Below are 17,508 nucleotides of genomic sequence, written 5' to 3'. Positions count from 1 at the left end.
CTTCTCCCATTCTCACCGTCTTCGCTGCCTGTGAAAGCCATCACCTCGCGGGACAATCCGCTCTACAAACGCCTGAAGGCATTGGCCGGCTCGACGCATCAACAGCGCCGCAGCGGCCACGCGCTGCTCGAAGGATTCCATCTCGCGAGCGCGTATCTCGACGTCGCCGGGCAGCCGGAAATGTGCGTCGTCACCGATGGCGCGCTGCGTCACGACGAGGCGCAGGCGATCGTGTCGCGCATCGAAGATCATCGCGTCGTGACCTTGCCGGACGCGCTGTTCGGGCAGTTGTCGAATGTCGTGCACGGTGTCGGGATTCTGCTGCTGGTCGAGAAGCTCGATACGCCGCTGCCCGAGACCGTCGCGCAAACCTGCCTCGTGCTCGACGGCGTGCAGGACGCGGGCAACGTCGGCTCGATTCTGCGCAGCGCGGCCGCAGCCGGGATTCAGCAGGTGTTCTGTGCGCCAGGGACGGCGTACGCGTGGTCGTCGAAGGTGCTGCGCTCGGGCATGGGCGCGCACTTCCTGTTGCAGATTCACGAGGATGTCGACGCGCAGGCGTTGATCGAGCGCCTGGCGGTGCCGATCGTCATCACCGATTCGCACGGCGCCGAGGCGATTTACGATTGCGATCTGAGCGGGCCGCTCGCGTGGGTGTTCGGCAACGAAGGGGCGGGTGTGTCGCCAATCTGGCGCGATGCGGTTTCGTTGCGGGTGACGATTCCGCAGCCGGGCGGGATGGAGTCGCTGAACGTGGCGGCTGCGGCGGCCGTCTGCGTGTTCGAGCAGTGTCGTCAGCAGCGCGGGCGGCTGTGACAGAACTGAACGCGGCGCGCACTGCGCCGGGGGGTGTTTCGCAGGGCGGCTTGCACATGCTACGCCGCTACGCTACGCCGTGTAGCCCTCGCTGACGCGGCTGCGCACCACACGCAGCCCGCGTCATTGCAACCTCAACCGGTGCTCAATAAGCCGGCCGGTCCAGCTTGATCTCCTGCAGGATCGTCGTGGCGATCTCCTCGATCGACTTGTGCGTCGACGACAGCCACTTGATCCCCTCACGCCGCATCATCGCTTCGGCTTCGTTGATTTCGTAGCGGCAATTCTCCGGCGCCGCGTACTTGCTGCCCGGACGACGCTCGTTACGAATTTCAGACAAACGCTGCGGATCGATCGACAAACCAAACATCTTCTGCCGATGCGCGAGCAGTGGCGTCGGCAGCTTGCCGCGTTCGAAGTCTTCCGGAATCAGCGGATAGTTGGCCGCCTTGACGCCGTACTGCATCGCCAGATAGAGGCTCGTCGGCGTTTTGCCGCTGCGCGACACGCCAACCAGGATCACGTCGGCGTCGGCGAGATTGCGGTTCGACTGGCCGTCGTCGTGGGCGAGCGAGAAGTTGATCGCCTCGATCCGGTTCTTGTACTCCTCGGTGTCCGCGTTCTGGTGGCCGCGGCCCATCGCGTGACTCGACTTCAGCTCCAGCTCCTGTTCGAGCGGCTCGACGAAGGTCTGAAACATGTCCAGCACGAGCGCATTCGAGCCTTTGACGATCTGATTCGACGCGCTGTCCACCAGCGTGGTGAAGACGATCGGGCGGCGACCGTCCTGCACGATCGCTTCGTTGATCTTTTCGAGCGTCGCGTAGGCTTTTTCCGTCGAGTCGACGAAGGGCACGCGAACCAGGCGGAATTTCTGGTCGAACTGGGACAGGATCGAATGCGCGAAGGTTTCGGCAGTAATCCCGGTACCGTCGGAGACGATGAATACGGTGGGCGGCATCAGTGGAGCTGGGGAACGTGAGCGGCAAAAAGCGCTCGAATCAAACATCGCTGCGGTGAGCACGCTGCCCGGCGGCTAACCGTCGAGGGCAGCGGCGTCGATGCAGCGCGCCGTGGGCACCACACAACCGCACCCGGATGGCGGAGGAGCCTCGCAAAAGCCCGTCGGCCGGTCCGGGGCGCGATTCGAGGCGCAATTCTCGTCCGACTGCCACATTTTAGGAGTCGGCACGGTAGAATAGCGGCAACCTGTTGGATAAGCAATTGCAGGCGATTGGCGTCTAACTTACCGCGAACGGCCGCTCAACGCGGCGCTTTTGTTCGGTAACTGGTGCTCAATGCGGTGGATCGACCGGTAAATTCGGCCATTCGCTCCTTTCGTCGCGCTTCTGGCGTAGCGGCCACCGTCGGCCCTTGCCGCGATTGTTTCTCCAACAGGTTGTGCAAGACACGGCTCACGCTCCCAATGGGCGTTCCGTGTTCAAGCCCACTTGCACAGCCGTGAATTTCTTTCACACTTAGGGGCTTGTATGACTAACGCAGTTACCGTCGCAAAGGACAAGGCGTATGTAGTTCCGTTCGAGCAGTTGCGGATGACCGACGTGGAAATCGTCGGCGGCAAGAACGCGTCGTTGGGCGAGATGATCAGTCAGCTCGCCGAAGCCGGCGTGCGAGTGCCGACCGGTTTCGCCACCACGGCGCTGGCGTTCCGCGACTTCCTGCATCACAACAATCTGACCGACCGCATCGCCAAACGTCTCGAAACGCTCGACGTCGACGACGTGAAGGCGCTCGCCGAAGCGGGCAAGGAAATCCGTCAATGGATCGTCGACGCGCCGCTGCAGCCGCAGCTCGAGGCCGATATCCGTGCGGGTTTCGACACGCTGCAGAACAGCTCGCCTGAAGAGCTGTCGTTTGCCGTGCGCTCGTCGGCTACGGCCGAAGACTTGCCGGACGCATCGTTCGCGGGCCAGCAGGAAAGCTACCTCAACGTGGTCGGCATCGACGACGTGCTCGATCGCATGAAGCACGTGTTCGCGTCGCTGTACAACGACCGCGCTATTTCCTATCGCGTCCACAAGGGCTTCACGCATGCTGAAGTCGCCTTGTCGGCGGGCGTGCAGCGCATGGTGCGCTCGGATGTCGGCGCGGCCGGCGTGATGTTCACGCTGGACACCGAATCGGGCTTCAAGGACGCTGTTTTCATCACGTCGAGCTATGGCCTCGGTGAAACCGTCGTGCAAGGCGCGGTGAATCCGGACGAGTTCTACGTCTTCAAGACCACGCTCGCGCAGGGCAAGTACCCGATCATCCGCCGCTCGATCGGCTCGAAGCTGATCAAGATGGAATTCACGAAGGCCGGCGAGCAGGGCCGTGTAAAGACCGTCGACGTCCCGCACGAGCAGCGCAACCGCTTCTCGATCACCGACGAAGACGTGATCGAACTGGCGAAGTACGCGGTCATCATCGAAAAGCACTACGAGCGTCCGATGGACATCGAGTGGGGCAAGGACGGCCGCGACGGCAAGATCTTCATCCTGCAGGCGCGTCCGGAAACGGTGAAGAGCCAGGCATCGGGCAAGGCCGAGCAGCGCTTCAAGCTGAAGGGCCAGTCGAACGTGCTGGCCACCGGCCGCGCGATCGGCCAGAAGATCGGCGCGGGTCCGGTGCGCGTGATCCACGATCCGTCGGAAATGGACCGTGTGCAGCCGGGCGACGTGCTGGTCGCCGACATGACCGACCCGAACTGGGAGCCGGTGATGAAGCGCGCATCGGCGATCGTCACGAACCGTGGCGGCCGGACCTGCCACGCGGCGATCATCGCGCGTGAGCTGGGCGTGCCGGCGGTGGTCGGCTGCGGCGACGCGACCGACGTGCTGAAGGAAGGCGCGCTCGTCACCGTGTCGTGCTCGGAAGGCGACGAAGGCAAGATCTACGACGGCCTGCTCGAAACCGAAATCACCGAAGTGCAGCGCGGCGAACTGCCGCCGATTCCGGTGAAGATCATGATGAACGTCGGCAACCCGCAACTCGCGTTCGACTTCTCGCAATTGCCGAACGCAGGCGTGGGTCTCGCGCGGCTCGAGTTCATCATCAACAACAACATCGGCGTTCACCCGAAGGCGATTCTCGAATACCCGAACATCGATCAGGACCTGAAGAAGGCGGTTGAGAGCGTCGCTCGCGGTCATGCATCGCCGCGCGCGTTCTACGTCGACAAGCTGACCGAAGGGATCGCGACGATCGCCGCGGCGTTCTATCCGAAGCCCGTCATCGTTCGTCTGTCGGACTTCAAGTCGAACGAGTACAAGAAGCTGATCGGCGGTTCGCGTTACGAGCCGGACGAAGAAAACCCGATGCTGGGTTTCCGTGGCGCATCGCGCTACATCGCCGAAGACTTCGCCGAAGCGTTCCAGATGGAATGCATCGCGCTGAAGCGGGTGCGTGAAGAGATGGGCCTCGACAACGTCGAGATCATGGTGCCGTTCGTGCGTACGCTGAAGCAGGCGGAGCGCGTGGTCGGGCTGCTGGAGAAGTTCGGCCTGAAGCGCGGCGAGAAGGGCCTGCGCCTGATCATGATGTGCGAAGTACCGTCGAACGCGATTCTCGCCGAAGAATTCCTGCAATTCTTCGACGGCTTCTCGATCGGTTCGAACGACCTGACGCAGCTCACGCTCGGCCTCGACCGCGACTCCGGCATGGAGCTGCTGGCGGTCGACTTCGATGAACGCGATCCGGCGGTCAAGTTCATGCTCAAGCGTGCAATCGAAACCTGCCTGCGTCTGAACAAGTACGTCGGTATCTGCGGCCAGGGCCCGTCGGATCATCCGGACTTCGCGCAATGGCTCACGGACGAAGGCATCGCGTCGATCTCGCTGAACCCGGACACGATCATCGAGACGTGGCAGCAACTGGCGAAGTCGGCGAGCAAGTAAAGCGCGCGGCATGCCGTTTGATGGTGAAGAACCCAGGCGGCATGCATAACGTGAGATGCGGTACCTCAAGCGTGAGTTGAAGCGCACCGCATCGCCCGTTAAAACGCAGGCGCTTCGTGCTATAAACACCCCGGTAGATCCGGGGTGTTTTGCTTTGCGGAGGTCGACGTGGTGCCAGGTGGATTGTTCTGGTGGATCGGGGCGGGCGTGCTGGTCGTGCTGGAGTTGACGAGCGGCACCTTCTATCTGTTGATGATCGCGGTGGGCTTCGTGGCGGCGGCACTCGCGCACATTGCCGGCGCTGCCGCCGACGTGCAGTTCGCGGTGGCCGCCGTGGTCGCGCTGGCGGCGGTCGTGCTGCTCAGACGCTCGCGCTTTGGCCGTCGCAAGCGCGCGCACGCGTCGCGTAACCCGGACGTCAATCTCGACATTGGTCAGACGCTGAGCGTGCCGGCGTGGCGCGAGCGCCGGGCGCGCGCGAATTATCGCGGCGCGGCGTGGGACGTCGAGCTGGCCGCGGGCGAGCCAGAAGATGCGCAGGTCTACGAAATCACGGAATTGCGCGGCAGTTGTCTCGTGGTCGTGGCGAGCCGGCAGCCGAAGACCAAGGCAAGCACGGCCTGAGTGCCTGGCAGGCTTGCGCTCTGCGCTTGCAGCCGTGCTTTCAGCCGCGTTTGCGTCAAACACGTACAACTATTCGAACCAGAGGGACCGGAGAGCCAATATGGATTCAACCATCGTCGGGGCCGTGCTGCTGATTATCGTGATCGTGCTCGCGGCACAAACCATCAAGATCGTGCCGCAGCAGCACGCGTGGGTGCTGGAGCGTCTCGGCCGTTATCACAGTACGCTGACGCCGGGCCTGAGCTTCGCTTTCCCGTTCGTCGACCGCATCGCGTACAAGCACATTCTCAAGGAAATTCCGCTCGAAGTGCCGAGCCAGGTCTGCATCACGCGCGACAACACGCAGTTGCAGGTGGACGGCGTGCTGTACTTTCAGGTCACCGATCCGATGAAGGCATCGTACGGTTCGAGCAACTTCGTGTTCGCGATCACGCAGCTGTCGCAGACCACGCTGCGCTCGGTGATCGGCAAGCTGGAACTCGACAAGACTTTCGAGGAGCGCGATTTCATCAACCACAGCATCGTATCGTCGCTCGATGAGGCGGCGTCGAACTGGGGCGTGAAGGTGCTGCGCTACGAGATCAAGGACCTGACGCCGCCCAAGGAAATCCTGCACGCGATGCAGGCACAGATCACCGCCGAGCGCGAGAAGCGCGCGCTGATCGCGGCGTCGGAAGGGCGCAAGCAGGAGCAGATCAATATCGCGTCCGGCGGGCGCGAAGCGGCGATCCAGAAGTCGGAGGGCGAGCGGCAGGCGGCGATCAACCAGGCGCAGGGCCAGGCGTCGGCGATTCTGGCGGTGGCCGAGGCCAATTCGCAGGCGATCCAGAAGATCGCGGCCGCGATCCAGTCGACCGGCGGCATGGAAGCGGTGAATCTGAAGGTAGCCGAACAGTACGTAAACGCGTTCGGCAATCTGGCGAAGCAGGGCACCACGCTGATCGTGCCGGGCAATCTCGCGGATATGAGTTCGATGATCGCGTCGGCGTTGACGATCGTGAGCAAAGGCAAGGACAAGGGCGTGACCGAGGCGCGCTGAGACAGGCGGTGGGCCGATTTGTCCGCCGCGAAAAACAGATGGCCCGCAGATCGTGCGGGCCATTTTTCATTGAGCGCCGAGCGCTTGCGGTGTGGCGCGACCTGAAACGTATCGTCGATCAGGTCGGCGAGCGCATCAACCGCGCCTTCTCGCGTTCCCAATCGCGCTTCTTCTCGGTTTCGCGCTTGTCGTGCTGCTTCTTGCCCTTGGCGAGACCGATCTCACATTTGACGCGGCCGCCCTTGTAGTGGAAGTTCAGCGGCACGAGCGTGTAGCCGCGCTGCTCGACCTTGCCGATCAGTTTGCTGATCTCTTCGCTATGCAGCAGCAGCTTGCGCGTGCGGACCGGGTCGGGGTTGATATGGGTCGAGGCTTCGGGCAGCGGGCTGATGTGCGTGCCGATCAGGAACAGTTCGTTATTCTTGATAACGACGTAACCTTCCTTGATCTGGCCGCGCCCGGCGCGCAGCGCCTTGACCTCCCATCCTTCGAGCACGAGCCCTGCCTCATAGCGTTCTTCGACCGAGTAGTCGTAGAAGGCTTTTCTGTTGTCGATGATGCTCATGAATGGAAAGTGCCCAACTCGTTTAAAATCACGATTTTAGCAAAGCGGGGCAAGGAAAGCCCGCGGCGCTTTTCAACCCGCTTGTCCACCCTTGCCACGCGCTGTTCAATTTATGGCAGATGTCCAGAAAACCGTGTTGATCCGCCATTCGGCGGAACAGATGTTCGACCTCGTCACCGATGTCGCCGACTACCCCAACTTCCTGCCTTGGTGCGGGGGTGTCGAAATCCGCCGCCGGGACGAAACCAGCATGGAGGCGAAGATCGACATCAACTTCAAGGGCATCAAGCAGCACTTCGCCACGCGCAACAGCATGGAGCGGCCCACGCGCATCGATATGGAGTTCGCGGACGGCCCGTTTCGCAAGTTCACCGGTTTCTGGCGTTTCACGCCGCTGCGCGCGGATGCCTGCAAGATCGAATTCGCGCTGCACTACGAATTCACCAACATCATTCTCGAGAAGATCATTGGGCCGGTGTTCAATCACATCGCGAACACGTTCGTCGAGTCATTCGTGAAGCGCGCCGATCAGCGCTACGGTAAGGCATGAGCGCGCGCCTGTCGATTGAAGTCTGCTACGCGTCGCCCGACGGGCAGGCGCTGATCGCCGTGGACTTGCCCGAAGGCGCCACCCTGCGACAGGCGCTCGACGCGAGCGGCATCCTGCAGCGCTTTCCGGGCATCGATCTGAATACGCAGAAGGTGGGGGTGTTCGGCAAGCTCAAGCCGCTCGACACGGTGCTCGCCGACCATGATCGCGTCGAGATCTATCGTCCGCTGCTGGTCGATCCGAAGCTGTCGCGTCAACGCCGCGTCGAGAAGACCCGCAAGGCGGGATCGATCGAAGGGCGCCGTTGGCAGAATCGGGATTCGCGTTAGGCGGCGCGCTCGCGCAAAAAAACGTTGCGAATCGTCGTGCTGTCCTCAAGGCGCGGAAACCTGCGCCTTTTCCTTGATGGGCGCGAGCCCCGACGAATCATCGTCCGCATGCTGGCGCACCGACCAGCACACTCCCGCCACCAGCAGCAGGATCGCCGCCAGCTCCAGCGGACGCGGCAGGCGCTGGTCGTAAATGAACGCATAGAGCAGCGCGAAGAGCGTCTCGAACACGATCATCTGGCCGGACAGCGTCAACGGCAGCCGCTTCGACGCGGCATTCCACAGCCCGTTGCCGAGCCACGACGCGCCGATTGCGAGGCCGAGATTCAGCATCCAGAACGTGTGCCAGCGCGCGTCGGCCAGTTCGCCCTGCGGGCCGCCCGACGGCAGCACCGCGATCACGAGCCACAGCCCCGCGCCGAGTGCACCCGTCACCACGCCCCATAGCACGGACCATTCATTGCCGCTGAAATGCGTCTGGCGCTGCAGATAGCGGGCATTTTCGACTGCGAACCAAGTCCAGCAGCCCAGCGCGCCGACCGCGCAGGCGAGCCCGAGCAGCTTCGTGGCGATGCTCACCGGCGTGCTGTCGGCCACCGTGAACACGTCGATGTTGATGCAGACGATGCCCGCCATCACCACCGCCAGCGGCCACGCGAGACGGGCGAGCGGCACCGCGCCGTGATCGCGCCGCCCGAGCAGTGTGACCGTGACCGGCAGCACGCCGACGATCAGCGACGCCGGCGCGATGCCGATCAGATGCACGGCCGCCGTCAGCAGCAGGTAATAGATCAGATTGCCGGCCAGCGCCAGTTTCACCAGCGCGCCGAGGTCCTCGCGGGTCAGCCGTTTGACGAGCGAGCGCGCCATCGGCAGCGCGGCGGCCAGCGAGACGATGCCGTACATCGTGTAGCGCCCGGCGCTCAGCAGCAGCGGCGAAAAGTCGGGCAGCACGCGCGGCACCAGAAAAACCATGCCCCATAAGGCCCCGGCCATTACCCCATATGCCACACCGCGTTGCATCGACCGCCCCTTGCAAGAAAACTGGAATGGTCCGCAGGATAGCCGTTCGCCGGGCCGCGCGTCTTGTTCGATTCTGCATTGGGGCGGTTTTTCGGCGGTTTCGGTGTGCCGAGCCGTCGTTTCCCGCGGCGTTGCAGGGCTTCGGCGGGGCGCGCGGCGCACGCTGCCACCGCCCTGCACCCGGCGAAAAGGTCCCCGGTCGGGCCGCCCGCGTTCCGTTGCCTCCGAACGCGCAAACGAAACCCGATCGAACCCGGCGCGAACAGCGAAGCGAAATCGAGTGGCCGGAAGTCATGAAAAAAACCGCCCGAAATTCGCTAAGCTGCTGTTCGTGCAGTGAAAACCGGGGAGGTATCGCGTATAATTCGCTTTTGCGCCTATAGGATTTGCCATGCGTCTGATCCAAACAGCACTCACGTTCGATGACGTGCTCCTCGTCCCGGCTTTCTCCGATGTTCTGCCGCGCGACACCAGCCTCAAGACCCGGCTGACCCGCAACATCTCCCTGAATATGCCGCTCGTGTCCGCCGCCATGGACACCGTCACCGAAGCACGCCTCGCCATCGCGATGGCGCAAATGGGTGGCGTGGGCATCATCCACAAGAACCTCACGCCGGCCGAGCAGGCGCGTGAAGTTGCCAAGGTCAAGCGTTTTGAGTCGGGCGTCGTGCGCGATCCGATCACGGTGCCGCCGCAGATGAAAGTGCGCGACGTGATCGCACTGTCGCAGCAGCATGGCATTTCGGGCTTCCCGGTCGTCGAAGGCGCGCAGCTGATCGGCATCGTCACGAACCGCGACCTGCGCTTCGAAGAGCGTCTGGATGAGCCGGTGCGCACCATCATGACGCCGCGCGAGCGCCTCGTCACGGTCAAGGAAGGCACGCCGCTCGCCGAAGCGAAGGCGCTGATGCACAGCCACCGCCTCGAGCGCGTGCTGGTGATAAACGATGCGTTCGAACTGCGCGGCCTGATGACCGTCAAGGACATCACCAAGCAGACCGAACACCCGGACGCCTGTAAAGACGAACACGGCAAGCTGCGCGCGGGCGCGGCGGTCGGCGTCGGCGCGGACAACGAAGAGCGCGTCGAGCTGCTGGTGCAGGCGGGCGTCGACGTGATCGTCGTCGATACCGCGCACGGCCACAGCAAGGGCGTGCTCGAGCGCGTCAAGTGGGTCAAGCAGAACTTCCCGCACGTCGAAGTGATCGGCGGCAACATCGCCACCGCGGCGGCCGCCAAGGCGCTCGTCGAGTACGGCGCGGACGGCGTGAAGGTCGGTATCGGCCCGGGCTCGATCTGCACGACGCGCATCGTCGCCGGCGTGGGCGTGCCGCAGGTCACCGCGATCTCCAACGTGTCCGAAGCGCTCAAGGGCACGGGCGTGCCGGTCATCGCCGACGGCGGCGTGCGCTTCTCGGGCGACGTCAGCAAGGCACTGGCAGCGGGCGCGAACGCCGTGATGATGGGCAGCATGTTCGCCGGCACCGAAGAAGCGCCGGGCGACGTGTTCCTGTATCAGGGCCGTCAGTACAAGTCGTACCGCGGCATGGGTTCGGTCGGCGCGATGAAGGACGGCGCGGCGGACCGCTACTTCCAGGACAACTCCGCGAACATCGACAAGCTGGTGCCGGAAGGTATCGAAGGCCGCGTCGCCTACAAGGGCTCGGTCAACGCGATCCTGTTCCAGCTGATCGGCGGCGTGCGCGCGAGCATGGGCTATTGCGGCTGCCGCACGATCTCGGAGATGAACGACAAGGCCGAGTTCGTGCAGATCACCGGCGCGGGCCTGCGCGAATCGCACGTGCATGATGTGCAGATCACCAAGGAAGCGCCCAACTACCACGTGGACTAAACGCCAATGAAGCCACTGCTGCGTGTTGTACTCATCCTTGATGCCTTGTTGTTGCTTGCGTTCGGCCTGCTGTTTCTGCTGACGCCCTGGACTTCGTTGTACGACGCGCTGCAGTTGGTGCAAACCCAGCCGGCGCTGGTCGGCCAGGGATTTGGCGTGGCGCTGATCGGGCTCGCGTGGCTGGCCTTGCATGCATCGTTCGACGGGGCGCTGACGTCGGCGGTCGCCAAGGTCGTCGGTCATGTGAACTGGCTGACCGGTGTGCTGATGCTGGTCTGGCTGCTTGGTTTGCATACACCGGCGCTCACCGGCTTCGGGCAGATCGTCGCGGTGCTGGCGGGCGTGGTGCTGGTGGTGGTCGGTCTCGGCGGGGTGCGTTTGTCGGGTGCGGTGCGCCGGCGCGAGAAGGGGATCGTCGTCAAAGGCTCTTCCAGCCGCGCCGAAAAGCGGGCTGCCAGGGAAGCCGAGGCTGGGGCGGCAAAAGAAGCCGCAAAACGCCGTGAACGGGAGCGCGAGCCCCGCGTCAGCGCGGGCTTTCCGGTCTATCGCGCCGAGCCGGTCGTCGAACCTGTCATGCCGGTCACACGGCCCGTCAACCCGGACATCCCGGTGAATCCCGTCAGTTCCGTTTCGACCACGCCGGTGCATCCTGTGACGGGCGAAGCCGGCCTTACGGAGTCCGAACGCGCGGCCCGGGCCGCGCGCGAAGACGCCCGCAACGCCGCTGCCGATGCCTCTGGCGGACCCCGGCCGCCGCTTCATGGCTGACGCGCTGCGCGTCACGCCGTCCGCCGAAGCTACCGGATTCCGTTCGCGCGTTTATTCGCGCGCGCCGCAGGCCGATGGCCGCGGCGGTGCATACGCCAGTACGCTTCATCGTTATGTTTCATGCTCGATCGTTCCCACGTGGACCGCTTTGAATTCAACGCCGCGCTTCGTGCGCGGCATTCCGTATTTGCTCACTTTTGACTCCGTCCGCTGCCATGCATGACAAGATCCTGATCCTCGACTTCGGTTCGCAAGTCACCCAACTGATTGCACGTCGCGTTCGCGAAGCCAACGTGTATTCGGAAATTCACCCGTACGACGTCGATGCGTCGTTCATTCGCGACTTCGCGCCGAAGGGCGTGATCCTCTCCGGCGGCCCGAGTTCGGTCACTGAAACGGATACGCCGCGCGTGCCGCAAGCGGTATTCGAACTCGGCGTGCCGGTGCTCGGCATCTGCTACGGCATGCAGGCGATGGCCGAGCAGCTGGGCGGCAAGGTCGACATCGGCCATCTGCGCGAATTCGGTTATGCCGAAGTGCGCGCGCGCAATCATACGAGCCTGCTCGAAGGCATCAGCGACTTCACCACGCCGGAAGGTCACGGCATGCTGAAGGTGTGGATGAGCCACGGCGACAAGGTACTCGAAATGCCGCCGGGCTTCGCGCTGATGGCATCGACGGAATCCTGCCCGATCGCGGCGATGGCCGACGAACAGCGCCGCTTCTATGGCCTGCAATGGCATCCGGAAGTCACGCATACCGTGCAGGGCCGCGCGATGCTCGAACGCTTCGTGCTGCAGATCTGCGGCGCGCGGGCCGACTGGGAAATGGGCAACTACATCGACGAAGCCGTCGCGAAGATTCGCGAGCAGGTCGGTAACGAGCACGTGATCCTGGGGCTGTCGGGCGGCGTGGACTCGTCGGTGGCGGCGGCGCTGCTGCATCGCGCGATCGGCGACCAGCTGACCTGCGTGTTCGTCGATCACGGCCTGCTGCGCCTGAACGAAGCCGAGCAGGTGATGGCGACCTTCGCCGACCACCTCGGCGTGAAGGTGATTCACGTCGACGCAAGCGACGTGTTCCTGCGCAAGCTCGCCGGGGTGACCGATCCGGAAGCGAAACGCAAGATCATCGGCGCGGAGTTCGTCGAGGTGTTCCAGACCGAAGCCGGCAAGCTGACCGACGCGAAGTGGCTGGCGCAAGGCACGATCTATCCGGACGTGATCGAATCGGCCGGCAAGGGCAAGAAGGGTGCGCAGACCATCAAGAGCCACCACAACGTCGGCGGCCTGCCCGAGACGCTGAATCTGAAGCTGCTCGAACCGCTGCGCGAACTGTTCAAGGACGAAGTGCGCGAACTCGGCGTGAAGCTCGGTTTGCCGCCGGCGATGGTCTATCGCCATCCGTTCCCGGGCCCGGGCCTGGGCGTGCGGATTCTGGGTGAAGTGCGGCGCGATTTCGCGGACCTGCTGCGCCGCGCGGACGCGATCTTCATCGAGACGCTGCGTACGTTCATCGACAAGGAAACCGGCAAGTCGTGGTACGACCTGACGAGCCAGGCGTTCGCGGTGTTCCTGCCGGTGAAGAGCGTCGGCGTGATGGGTGACGGCCGGACCTACGAGTATGTCGTCGCACTGCGTGCGGTGCAGACGCTGGACTTCATGACCGCGCATTGGGCGCATCTGCCGCACGAGTTGCTGGGGCATGTGTCGAATCGGATCATCAATGAAGTGCGCGGGATCAACCGGGTGGTATATGACATCTCGGGGAAGCCGCCGGCGACGATCGAGTGGGAGTGATTTAAACTGCTCCCTGTCGTTCCGGGAGGGCCGGTTTTCCATGTTTTTATGTTTAAAAACATGGAGTTATTGTCCGGTGTGGTCTGCTGTAATCCGGGCAATGCCAGGAAGAAATGTCGATATCGGTGACGGTACCGACATTTCTTCCTCGGACGGCCTTGTCCGATACCGTCAAATCAGTCTGACGGTATCGGTCGACGGTATACGTTCGAGGAGTCCCTATGCTCACAGACATGCAGTTGCGAGCGCTGAAGCCGGCTCAGAAGATCTATAAGGTTGCCGATCAGCGCGGGCTATATGCGGCAGTGACGCCTTCAGGCGCGGTGAGCTTCCGGTACGACTACCGGGTGAACGGTCGCCGGGAAACTCTGGTTATCGGCCGCTACGATCCATCACTTTCCGCACGGAAGCCACGCAGGCCAGACGAACCCGAATTCGGAATGGCTATTAGCCTCCCGGAAGCCCGGCTTCTACGCGATCATGCGTACGGAGCAATCCAACGCGGCGAAATCCCGTCACGTGCGAAAGTCGAGAATCGGCTCTGTCAAGTTGACGCGCGTGGAGTACTTGTATGCCCTACGGCTAGTTATCCTTATTAGATAACCTTATCGCCTGCGGCAGTGATAGTCCAATCATGCCATGTGGCGAAACGCTCCTGAAGTACGGCGCGATGACATGCCGCGTTCATCCGATGTCTGGGCAACGCGAAGTGCTGCCGGACCGGGCCAAAGCAAGAGAGAAACGCCTGCGTACGACGCGCCTCGCGAAAGCCGCACATCTGGCGTTCGCGTCTGCGGGTTGGCGGGTGGCTGTTCTCGGCACGGTTGTTCACACGTGCAGCCGCTTTGACGAAAACGTGCTTCACATGTGCAAGCTCGGGAATGTCAGCCTTCGCCGCCGGCTAGCTGCGCAGCGGGTCGGTAACGATCTTGCGCGGCACCGGGTTTGAACGCAGCACCCTCCGGAAGAAGTGCTTTGCCGCGGCATTGTCGCGCCGCTTCTGCACCCGCACGTCGCGTTCAGCGCCATGCTCATCGACAGATCGCCACAATAGATACGGCTCACCGCGCAGCGTCACGAACATGTCGTCCAGATGCCATGTGCTGCCGGGCTTGCGCCGCGCCGCTTTCGCGCACTGAGCGAATCCAGCGCCGAACTTGTCGCACCAGCAGCGAATCGTTTCGTACGTGACCACGACACCACGCTCAAGCAACAACGCCTCAATGTCGCGCAGGCTCAGGCTGAACCGGAGATACCAGCGAACCGCGCAGCTGATGACGCCGGCGGGAAAGCGGTGGCCGTGATAAAAGGATTTTCTCTTCTTCATCACGGCATCCTACCGCCGCCTCAGCATCAACCTGACAGAGCCTTGTCAGGTCCTTGCTCCCGCGAAACTGCTTGCCTGCGCCACGTTGTCTCCCTTGCGACCGGCAAGGCGTCCCGCTTTTTTTGATTCGTTGGCGCCTTTTTTTTGAATGTGCATTATGCATTATGTGCGATGCACAGTTTTCAGTGTTGGCGACGCATCGGTCTATGGGGACCGCAACGGCGAGGGCCGGGAAGGAGGGTGGTCTTGCTGCGTCACGCTTGCAATTGCGTTCTTCTAAGGATGTCCATGAGTTCACCTAATTGTTCTTCATCGCACCGGGCGGAGGTCTCGGCGCCTGTAGCCAAGCCCAGTGATCGCTTGCGGGTTTGCGAGCTGAGTCATGCGTTCCAGACCGCCGACGGCGACAGCGTGCCCATTTTCGACAGGCTGGATTTCAGCGTCGGCAGTGGCGAAATCGTGTCGATCGTCGGGCGCAGCGGGGCCGGCAAGAGCACGCTCTTCAATCTCATTTCGGGGCTGCTCACGCCGCAATCCGGGCGCGTGGAAGTCGGTCGACGCGCCGATGGCGGCGAGGGGCGCATCGCCTACATGCTGCAAAAGGACTTGCTGCTGCCATGGCGCACGGTGCTGGAAAACGCGGTGCTGGGCATCGAGCTTTACCGCAAGGTTCGGCGCGAGGACATCGAGCGCGCGAGACAGATGCTGGCGCGCTACGGCCTCGATTCCTTCGCCGACGCGCATCCGCACGCGCTTTCGGGCGGCATGCGCCAGCGCGTAGCGCTCACCCGCACGCTGCTCGTCGATCCGACGCTCGTGCTCCTCGATGAGCCGTTTTCGGCGCTCGACTACGAAACCCGCCTGACGCTGGAGGACGACGTCATGGAATTGCGCAAGCAAAACGGCACGAGCGTAATTCTCGTGACGCATGACATCGAGGAGGCAATCGCGATGAGCGACCGCGTCATTCTCCTCGGCGGACGGCCGGCGTGCATCGAGGACAACATCGACGTTCGACTCTCCACTTCGGGGCCCCGCACCGCGGTATCGGCGCGCGAAGCGCCCGAGTTCCGTGCCTACCATTCGCGCATCTGGAGCGGATTGCGCGGGCACTCAATCCAGCACGCGGGAGCCTCGGCATGAGCGACGTCGCGATCTCACAAACGGTCACACGCAAGCGCGCAGCAAGTGGGCGTTCCAAAACGCTTGGCACGACCGGCATTGTCGTCACGATCGTCGTCGCGATTGTGGCTGGCTGGCAATTGGCGGTTACGCTTGGCTGGGTCAACGGCCGCCTTTTCGGCTCGCCCCAGGGAATCTATCGGGCTGCGGTGCTGGGCCTTTCGCCGCAGGGCACACTCGTCCCAGACACGCTGGCGACGCTTTTCGAAACGCTGATGGGTCTCGTGGTCGGCAGCGGACTCGGTATCGGCCTCGGGCTGCTGCTCTGGTTTGTGCCGAGGGTCTCTGGCGTGGCCGAAGGTCTGTCGGTCATTCTGAACAGCATTCCGAAGATTGCGCTCGGTCCGCTGATTGTCATCTGGTTCGGCTCGGATATGGCCTCGAAGGTCTGGCTGGCCGGCATCTCCACGTTCGCGGTCGCGATGATTTCCGCGTGCGCCGCGGCGCGCGAGGTGGATCAGGACCTGCTGAATCTGTTCCGCTCGTTCAAGGCGAAGCCGGGCATGATCTTCAGCAAACTGATCGTGCCTGGCGCACTGCCGTGGATCTTCTCGACGCTGCGCGTGAACATCGGCTTCGCACTGATCGGCGCGGTGGTGGGCGAATACATCGCTTCGCAGGCGGGAGTGGGTCATGAAGTGTTCGTCGCGGGCTCTTTGTTTGACCTCAATACGGTTTGGCTGGGCATTATCGTTCTCACGTTGATGGCATCGATTCTGAGCTGGATTGTTCAATTCACGGAAGCAAAGGTGATTACATGGAAAAGAAAACGGTGAAGTTTCTGGGCACTTGCCTTGTGGCGGCGCTCGCCGCTTCCGGGGCCCGCATGGCGGTTGCTGCCGAGCCGGTAGTCGTCTATCAGGCCTTTCAGTCGATTCAGTATCTGCCGCTTTACGTAGCACTCGACAAAGGTTTGTTTGCAAAGAACGGTCTCACGGTGCAGAAAGTGACGGCCGGCGGCGGCGCAGCCGGAGTGGCTGCGGTGATCGGCGGTCACGCGGACTTTTCGCTGCAGGACCCGATGACGGCGATGCTTGCCAACCTCAAGGGCGCGTCGCTCGTCAATGTGGCGAACGTGGTTGCAGGCGTGCCCGTCTGGATCATCGCGCCGCCGGACTCGTCGGTTAAGGAAGTGTCCGATCTCGCCGGCAAGAGCGTGGCCACTGCGCTGCCGCCGACGACGAGTACCTATCTTCTGCAGCGCCTCGTCAGCGAGCGAAAGCTCGCTAACGTGAAGCTCGACACCGTGCAGATCGGCACGGAGCTCGCACCGGTCAGCGCGGGGCGCGACGAAGCGGCGGCGCTTTACGAGCCGCAGGTCGATACCGGGCTGTCACAGGGTTACCGGATCGTCTACGGGTTCCCCAGGGCCTATCCGGGCGGCTATGTGTTCTCCAGCATGGACACGCTCGCGTCCACGATCAAAGCCAAGCCGCAGATGGTCGCTGCGTTCGTGAAATCGATCGGCGAGGCCGAGGCGCTGATCCAGCACTCGCCCGACACGGCGAAGGCTGTTGCGCGGACCGAGTTTCCGACGCTTGACCCGAAGGTGGTCGACAGCGCCGTACAGCGCCTGATCGATCAGGAGATCTACGCAGCGACGCCCGAGATTTCCGAGCCGGCGTTCCGTAACGCGCTGGCCCTGCAGGAGTCCCTCGGCAACATCAAGCCGGGCAGCGTGACATATGCGGGCGCGGTGGACAATTCGTTTGCGGCGGCAGCAGCGCGCAAATAGGCA

Annotated in this window: 16 protein-coding genes and 2 pseudogenes; 14 read left to right on the top strand and 4 right to left on the bottom strand. The window is 63.0% G+C overall.

The genetic code is table 11. From position 1 onward, the window contains the following. The first annotated feature begins 30 nt into the window (after positions 1-30). A complete protein-coding gene (locus PQQ53_RS32675) occupies positions 31-816 on the top strand; it encodes a TrmH family RNA methyltransferase (protein ID WP_408149131.1) in 786 nt (261 codons plus the stop codon). Positions 817-961: 145 nt separating this feature from the next. On the opposite strand, the gene ppsR is transcribed toward PQQ53_RS32675, so the two are convergent. Further along, the gene (ppsR, locus tag PQQ53_RS32670) at positions 962-1,777 is read right to left on the bottom strand and encodes a posphoenolpyruvate synthetase regulatory kinase/phosphorylase PpsR (protein ID WP_408149129.1); all 816 of its coding nucleotides are present in this window, start codon (positions 1,775-1,777) and stop codon (positions 962-964) included. A gap of 529 nt (positions 1,778-2,306) precedes the next feature. Here ppsR and ppsA point away from each other — a divergent pair. The 3 genes from ppsA (at position 2,307) to PQQ53_RS32655 (ending at position 6,375) form a co-directional block, all read left to right on the top strand. After that, positions 2,307-4,712, top strand: coding sequence for a phosphoenolpyruvate synthase (gene ppsA, locus PQQ53_RS32665; protein ID WP_408149127.1), 2,406 nt, complete (start codon positions 2,307-2,309; stop codon positions 4,710-4,712). A 168-nt stretch (positions 4,713-4,880) separates the two neighbouring features. Next, entirely contained in the window at positions 4,881-5,336 is a 456-nt protein-coding gene (locus tag PQQ53_RS32660; protein WP_408157121.1) for an NfeD family protein, read from the top strand. 100 nt (positions 5,337-5,436) lie between these two features. Beyond that, positions 5,437-6,375 (top strand): SPFH domain-containing protein, encoded by a 939-nt coding sequence (locus PQQ53_RS32655; protein ID WP_408149123.1) that lies wholly within the window; start codon positions 5,437-5,439, stop codon positions 6,373-6,375. A 118-nt stretch (positions 6,376-6,493) separates the two neighbouring features. On the opposite strand, the gene smpB is transcribed toward PQQ53_RS32655, so the two are convergent. Then, positions 6,494-6,940, bottom strand: coding sequence for an SsrA-binding protein SmpB (gene smpB / locus PQQ53_RS32650; protein ID WP_012433428.1), 447 nt, complete (start codon positions 6,938-6,940; stop codon positions 6,494-6,496). A 112-nt stretch (positions 6,941-7,052) separates the two neighbouring features. Between smpB and PQQ53_RS32645 the strand changes: the two genes are divergently transcribed. Both PQQ53_RS32645 and PQQ53_RS32640 read left to right on the top strand, forming a co-directional pair. Further along, positions 7,053-7,490 (top strand): type II toxin-antitoxin system RatA family toxin, encoded by a 438-nt coding sequence (locus PQQ53_RS32645; protein WP_408328707.1) that lies wholly within the window; start codon positions 7,053-7,055, stop codon positions 7,488-7,490. Then, the gene (locus PQQ53_RS32640) at positions 7,487-7,819 is read left to right on the top strand and encodes an RnfH family protein (protein WP_408328705.1); all 333 of its coding nucleotides are present in this window, start codon (positions 7,487-7,489) and stop codon (positions 7,817-7,819) included. The genes PQQ53_RS32645 and PQQ53_RS32640 overlap by 4 nt, the downstream gene beginning before the upstream one ends. 45 nt (positions 7,820-7,864) lie before the next feature. On the opposite strand, the gene PQQ53_RS32635 is transcribed toward PQQ53_RS32640, so the two are convergent. Next, positions 7,865-8,842 carry a DMT family transporter gene (locus tag PQQ53_RS32635; protein ID WP_408149121.1) on the bottom strand — a complete coding sequence of 326 codons (978 nt, stop codon included), beginning with the start codon at positions 8,840-8,842 and terminating at the stop codon, positions 7,865-7,867. Between the two features lie 391 nt (positions 8,843-9,233). Between PQQ53_RS32635 and guaB the strand changes: the two genes are divergently transcribed. From guaB to PQQ53_RS32610, 5 genes and pseudogenes are all read left to right on the top strand, one after another. After that, the gene (guaB, locus tag PQQ53_RS32630; RefSeq protein ID WP_175160715.1) at positions 9,234-10,694 is read left to right on the top strand and encodes an IMP dehydrogenase; all 1,461 of its coding nucleotides are present in this window, start codon (positions 9,234-9,236) and stop codon (positions 10,692-10,694) included. A 6-nt stretch (positions 10,695-10,700) separates the two neighbouring features. Next, positions 10,701-11,462 (top strand): hypothetical protein, encoded by a 762-nt coding sequence (locus PQQ53_RS32625; RefSeq protein ID WP_408328702.1) that lies wholly within the window; start codon positions 10,701-10,703, stop codon positions 11,460-11,462. Further along, on the top strand, positions 11,455-11,685 hold the full coding sequence (locus PQQ53_RS32620) for a hypothetical protein (protein WP_408149116.1): 231 nt from the start codon (positions 11,455-11,457) through the stop codon (positions 11,683-11,685). Before PQQ53_RS32625 ends, PQQ53_RS32620 begins: the two co-directional genes overlap by 8 nt. Then, positions 11,678-13,261: a glutamine-hydrolyzing GMP synthase gene (gene guaA, locus PQQ53_RS32615; protein ID WP_042323159.1), complete on the top strand. Its 1,584-nt coding sequence runs from the start codon at positions 11,678-11,680 to the stop codon at positions 13,259-13,261. The genes PQQ53_RS32620 and guaA overlap by 8 nt, the downstream gene beginning before the upstream one ends. Before the next feature lie 221 nt (positions 13,262-13,482). After that, a pseudogene (locus PQQ53_RS32610) lies at positions 13,483-13,818 on the top strand (Arm DNA-binding domain-containing protein); the annotation flags it as partial. 38 nt (positions 13,819-13,856) lie between these two features. Here the strand turns inward: PQQ53_RS32610 and PQQ53_RS32605 are convergent. Beyond that, positions 13,857-14,588 (bottom strand): annotated as a pseudogene (locus PQQ53_RS32605) (IS6 family transposase). Positions 14,589-14,828: 240 nt separating this feature from the next. Between PQQ53_RS32605 and PQQ53_RS32600 the strand changes: the two are divergent. The 3 genes from PQQ53_RS32600 to PQQ53_RS32590 are packed head-to-tail and all read left to right on the top strand — an operon-like array spanning position 14,829 to position 17,505. After that, positions 14,829-15,731, top strand: a complete 903-nt coding sequence (locus tag PQQ53_RS32600) for an ABC transporter ATP-binding protein (RefSeq protein ID WP_408328699.1) — start codon at positions 14,829-14,831, stop codon at positions 15,729-15,731. Next, the gene (locus PQQ53_RS32595) at positions 15,728-16,546 is read left to right on the top strand and encodes an ABC transporter permease (RefSeq protein ID WP_408149105.1); all 819 of its coding nucleotides are present in this window, start codon (positions 15,728-15,730) and stop codon (positions 16,544-16,546) included. Before PQQ53_RS32600 ends, PQQ53_RS32595 begins: the two co-directional genes overlap by 4 nt. Then, positions 16,528-17,505 (top strand): ABC transporter substrate-binding protein, encoded by a 978-nt coding sequence (locus PQQ53_RS32590; RefSeq protein ID WP_408328696.1) that lies wholly within the window; start codon positions 16,528-16,530, stop codon positions 17,503-17,505. Before PQQ53_RS32595 ends, PQQ53_RS32590 begins: the two co-directional genes overlap by 19 nt. Positions 17,506-17,508 lie beyond the last annotated feature (3 nt).

It is taken from the genome of Paraburkholderia strydomiana (genome assembly GCF_046030495.1).
Classification (GTDB): domain Bacteria; phylum Pseudomonadota; class Gammaproteobacteria; order Burkholderiales; family Burkholderiaceae; genus Paraburkholderia; species Paraburkholderia strydomiana_A.
This window is presented reverse-complemented; position numbering and strand designations above follow the sequence as displayed.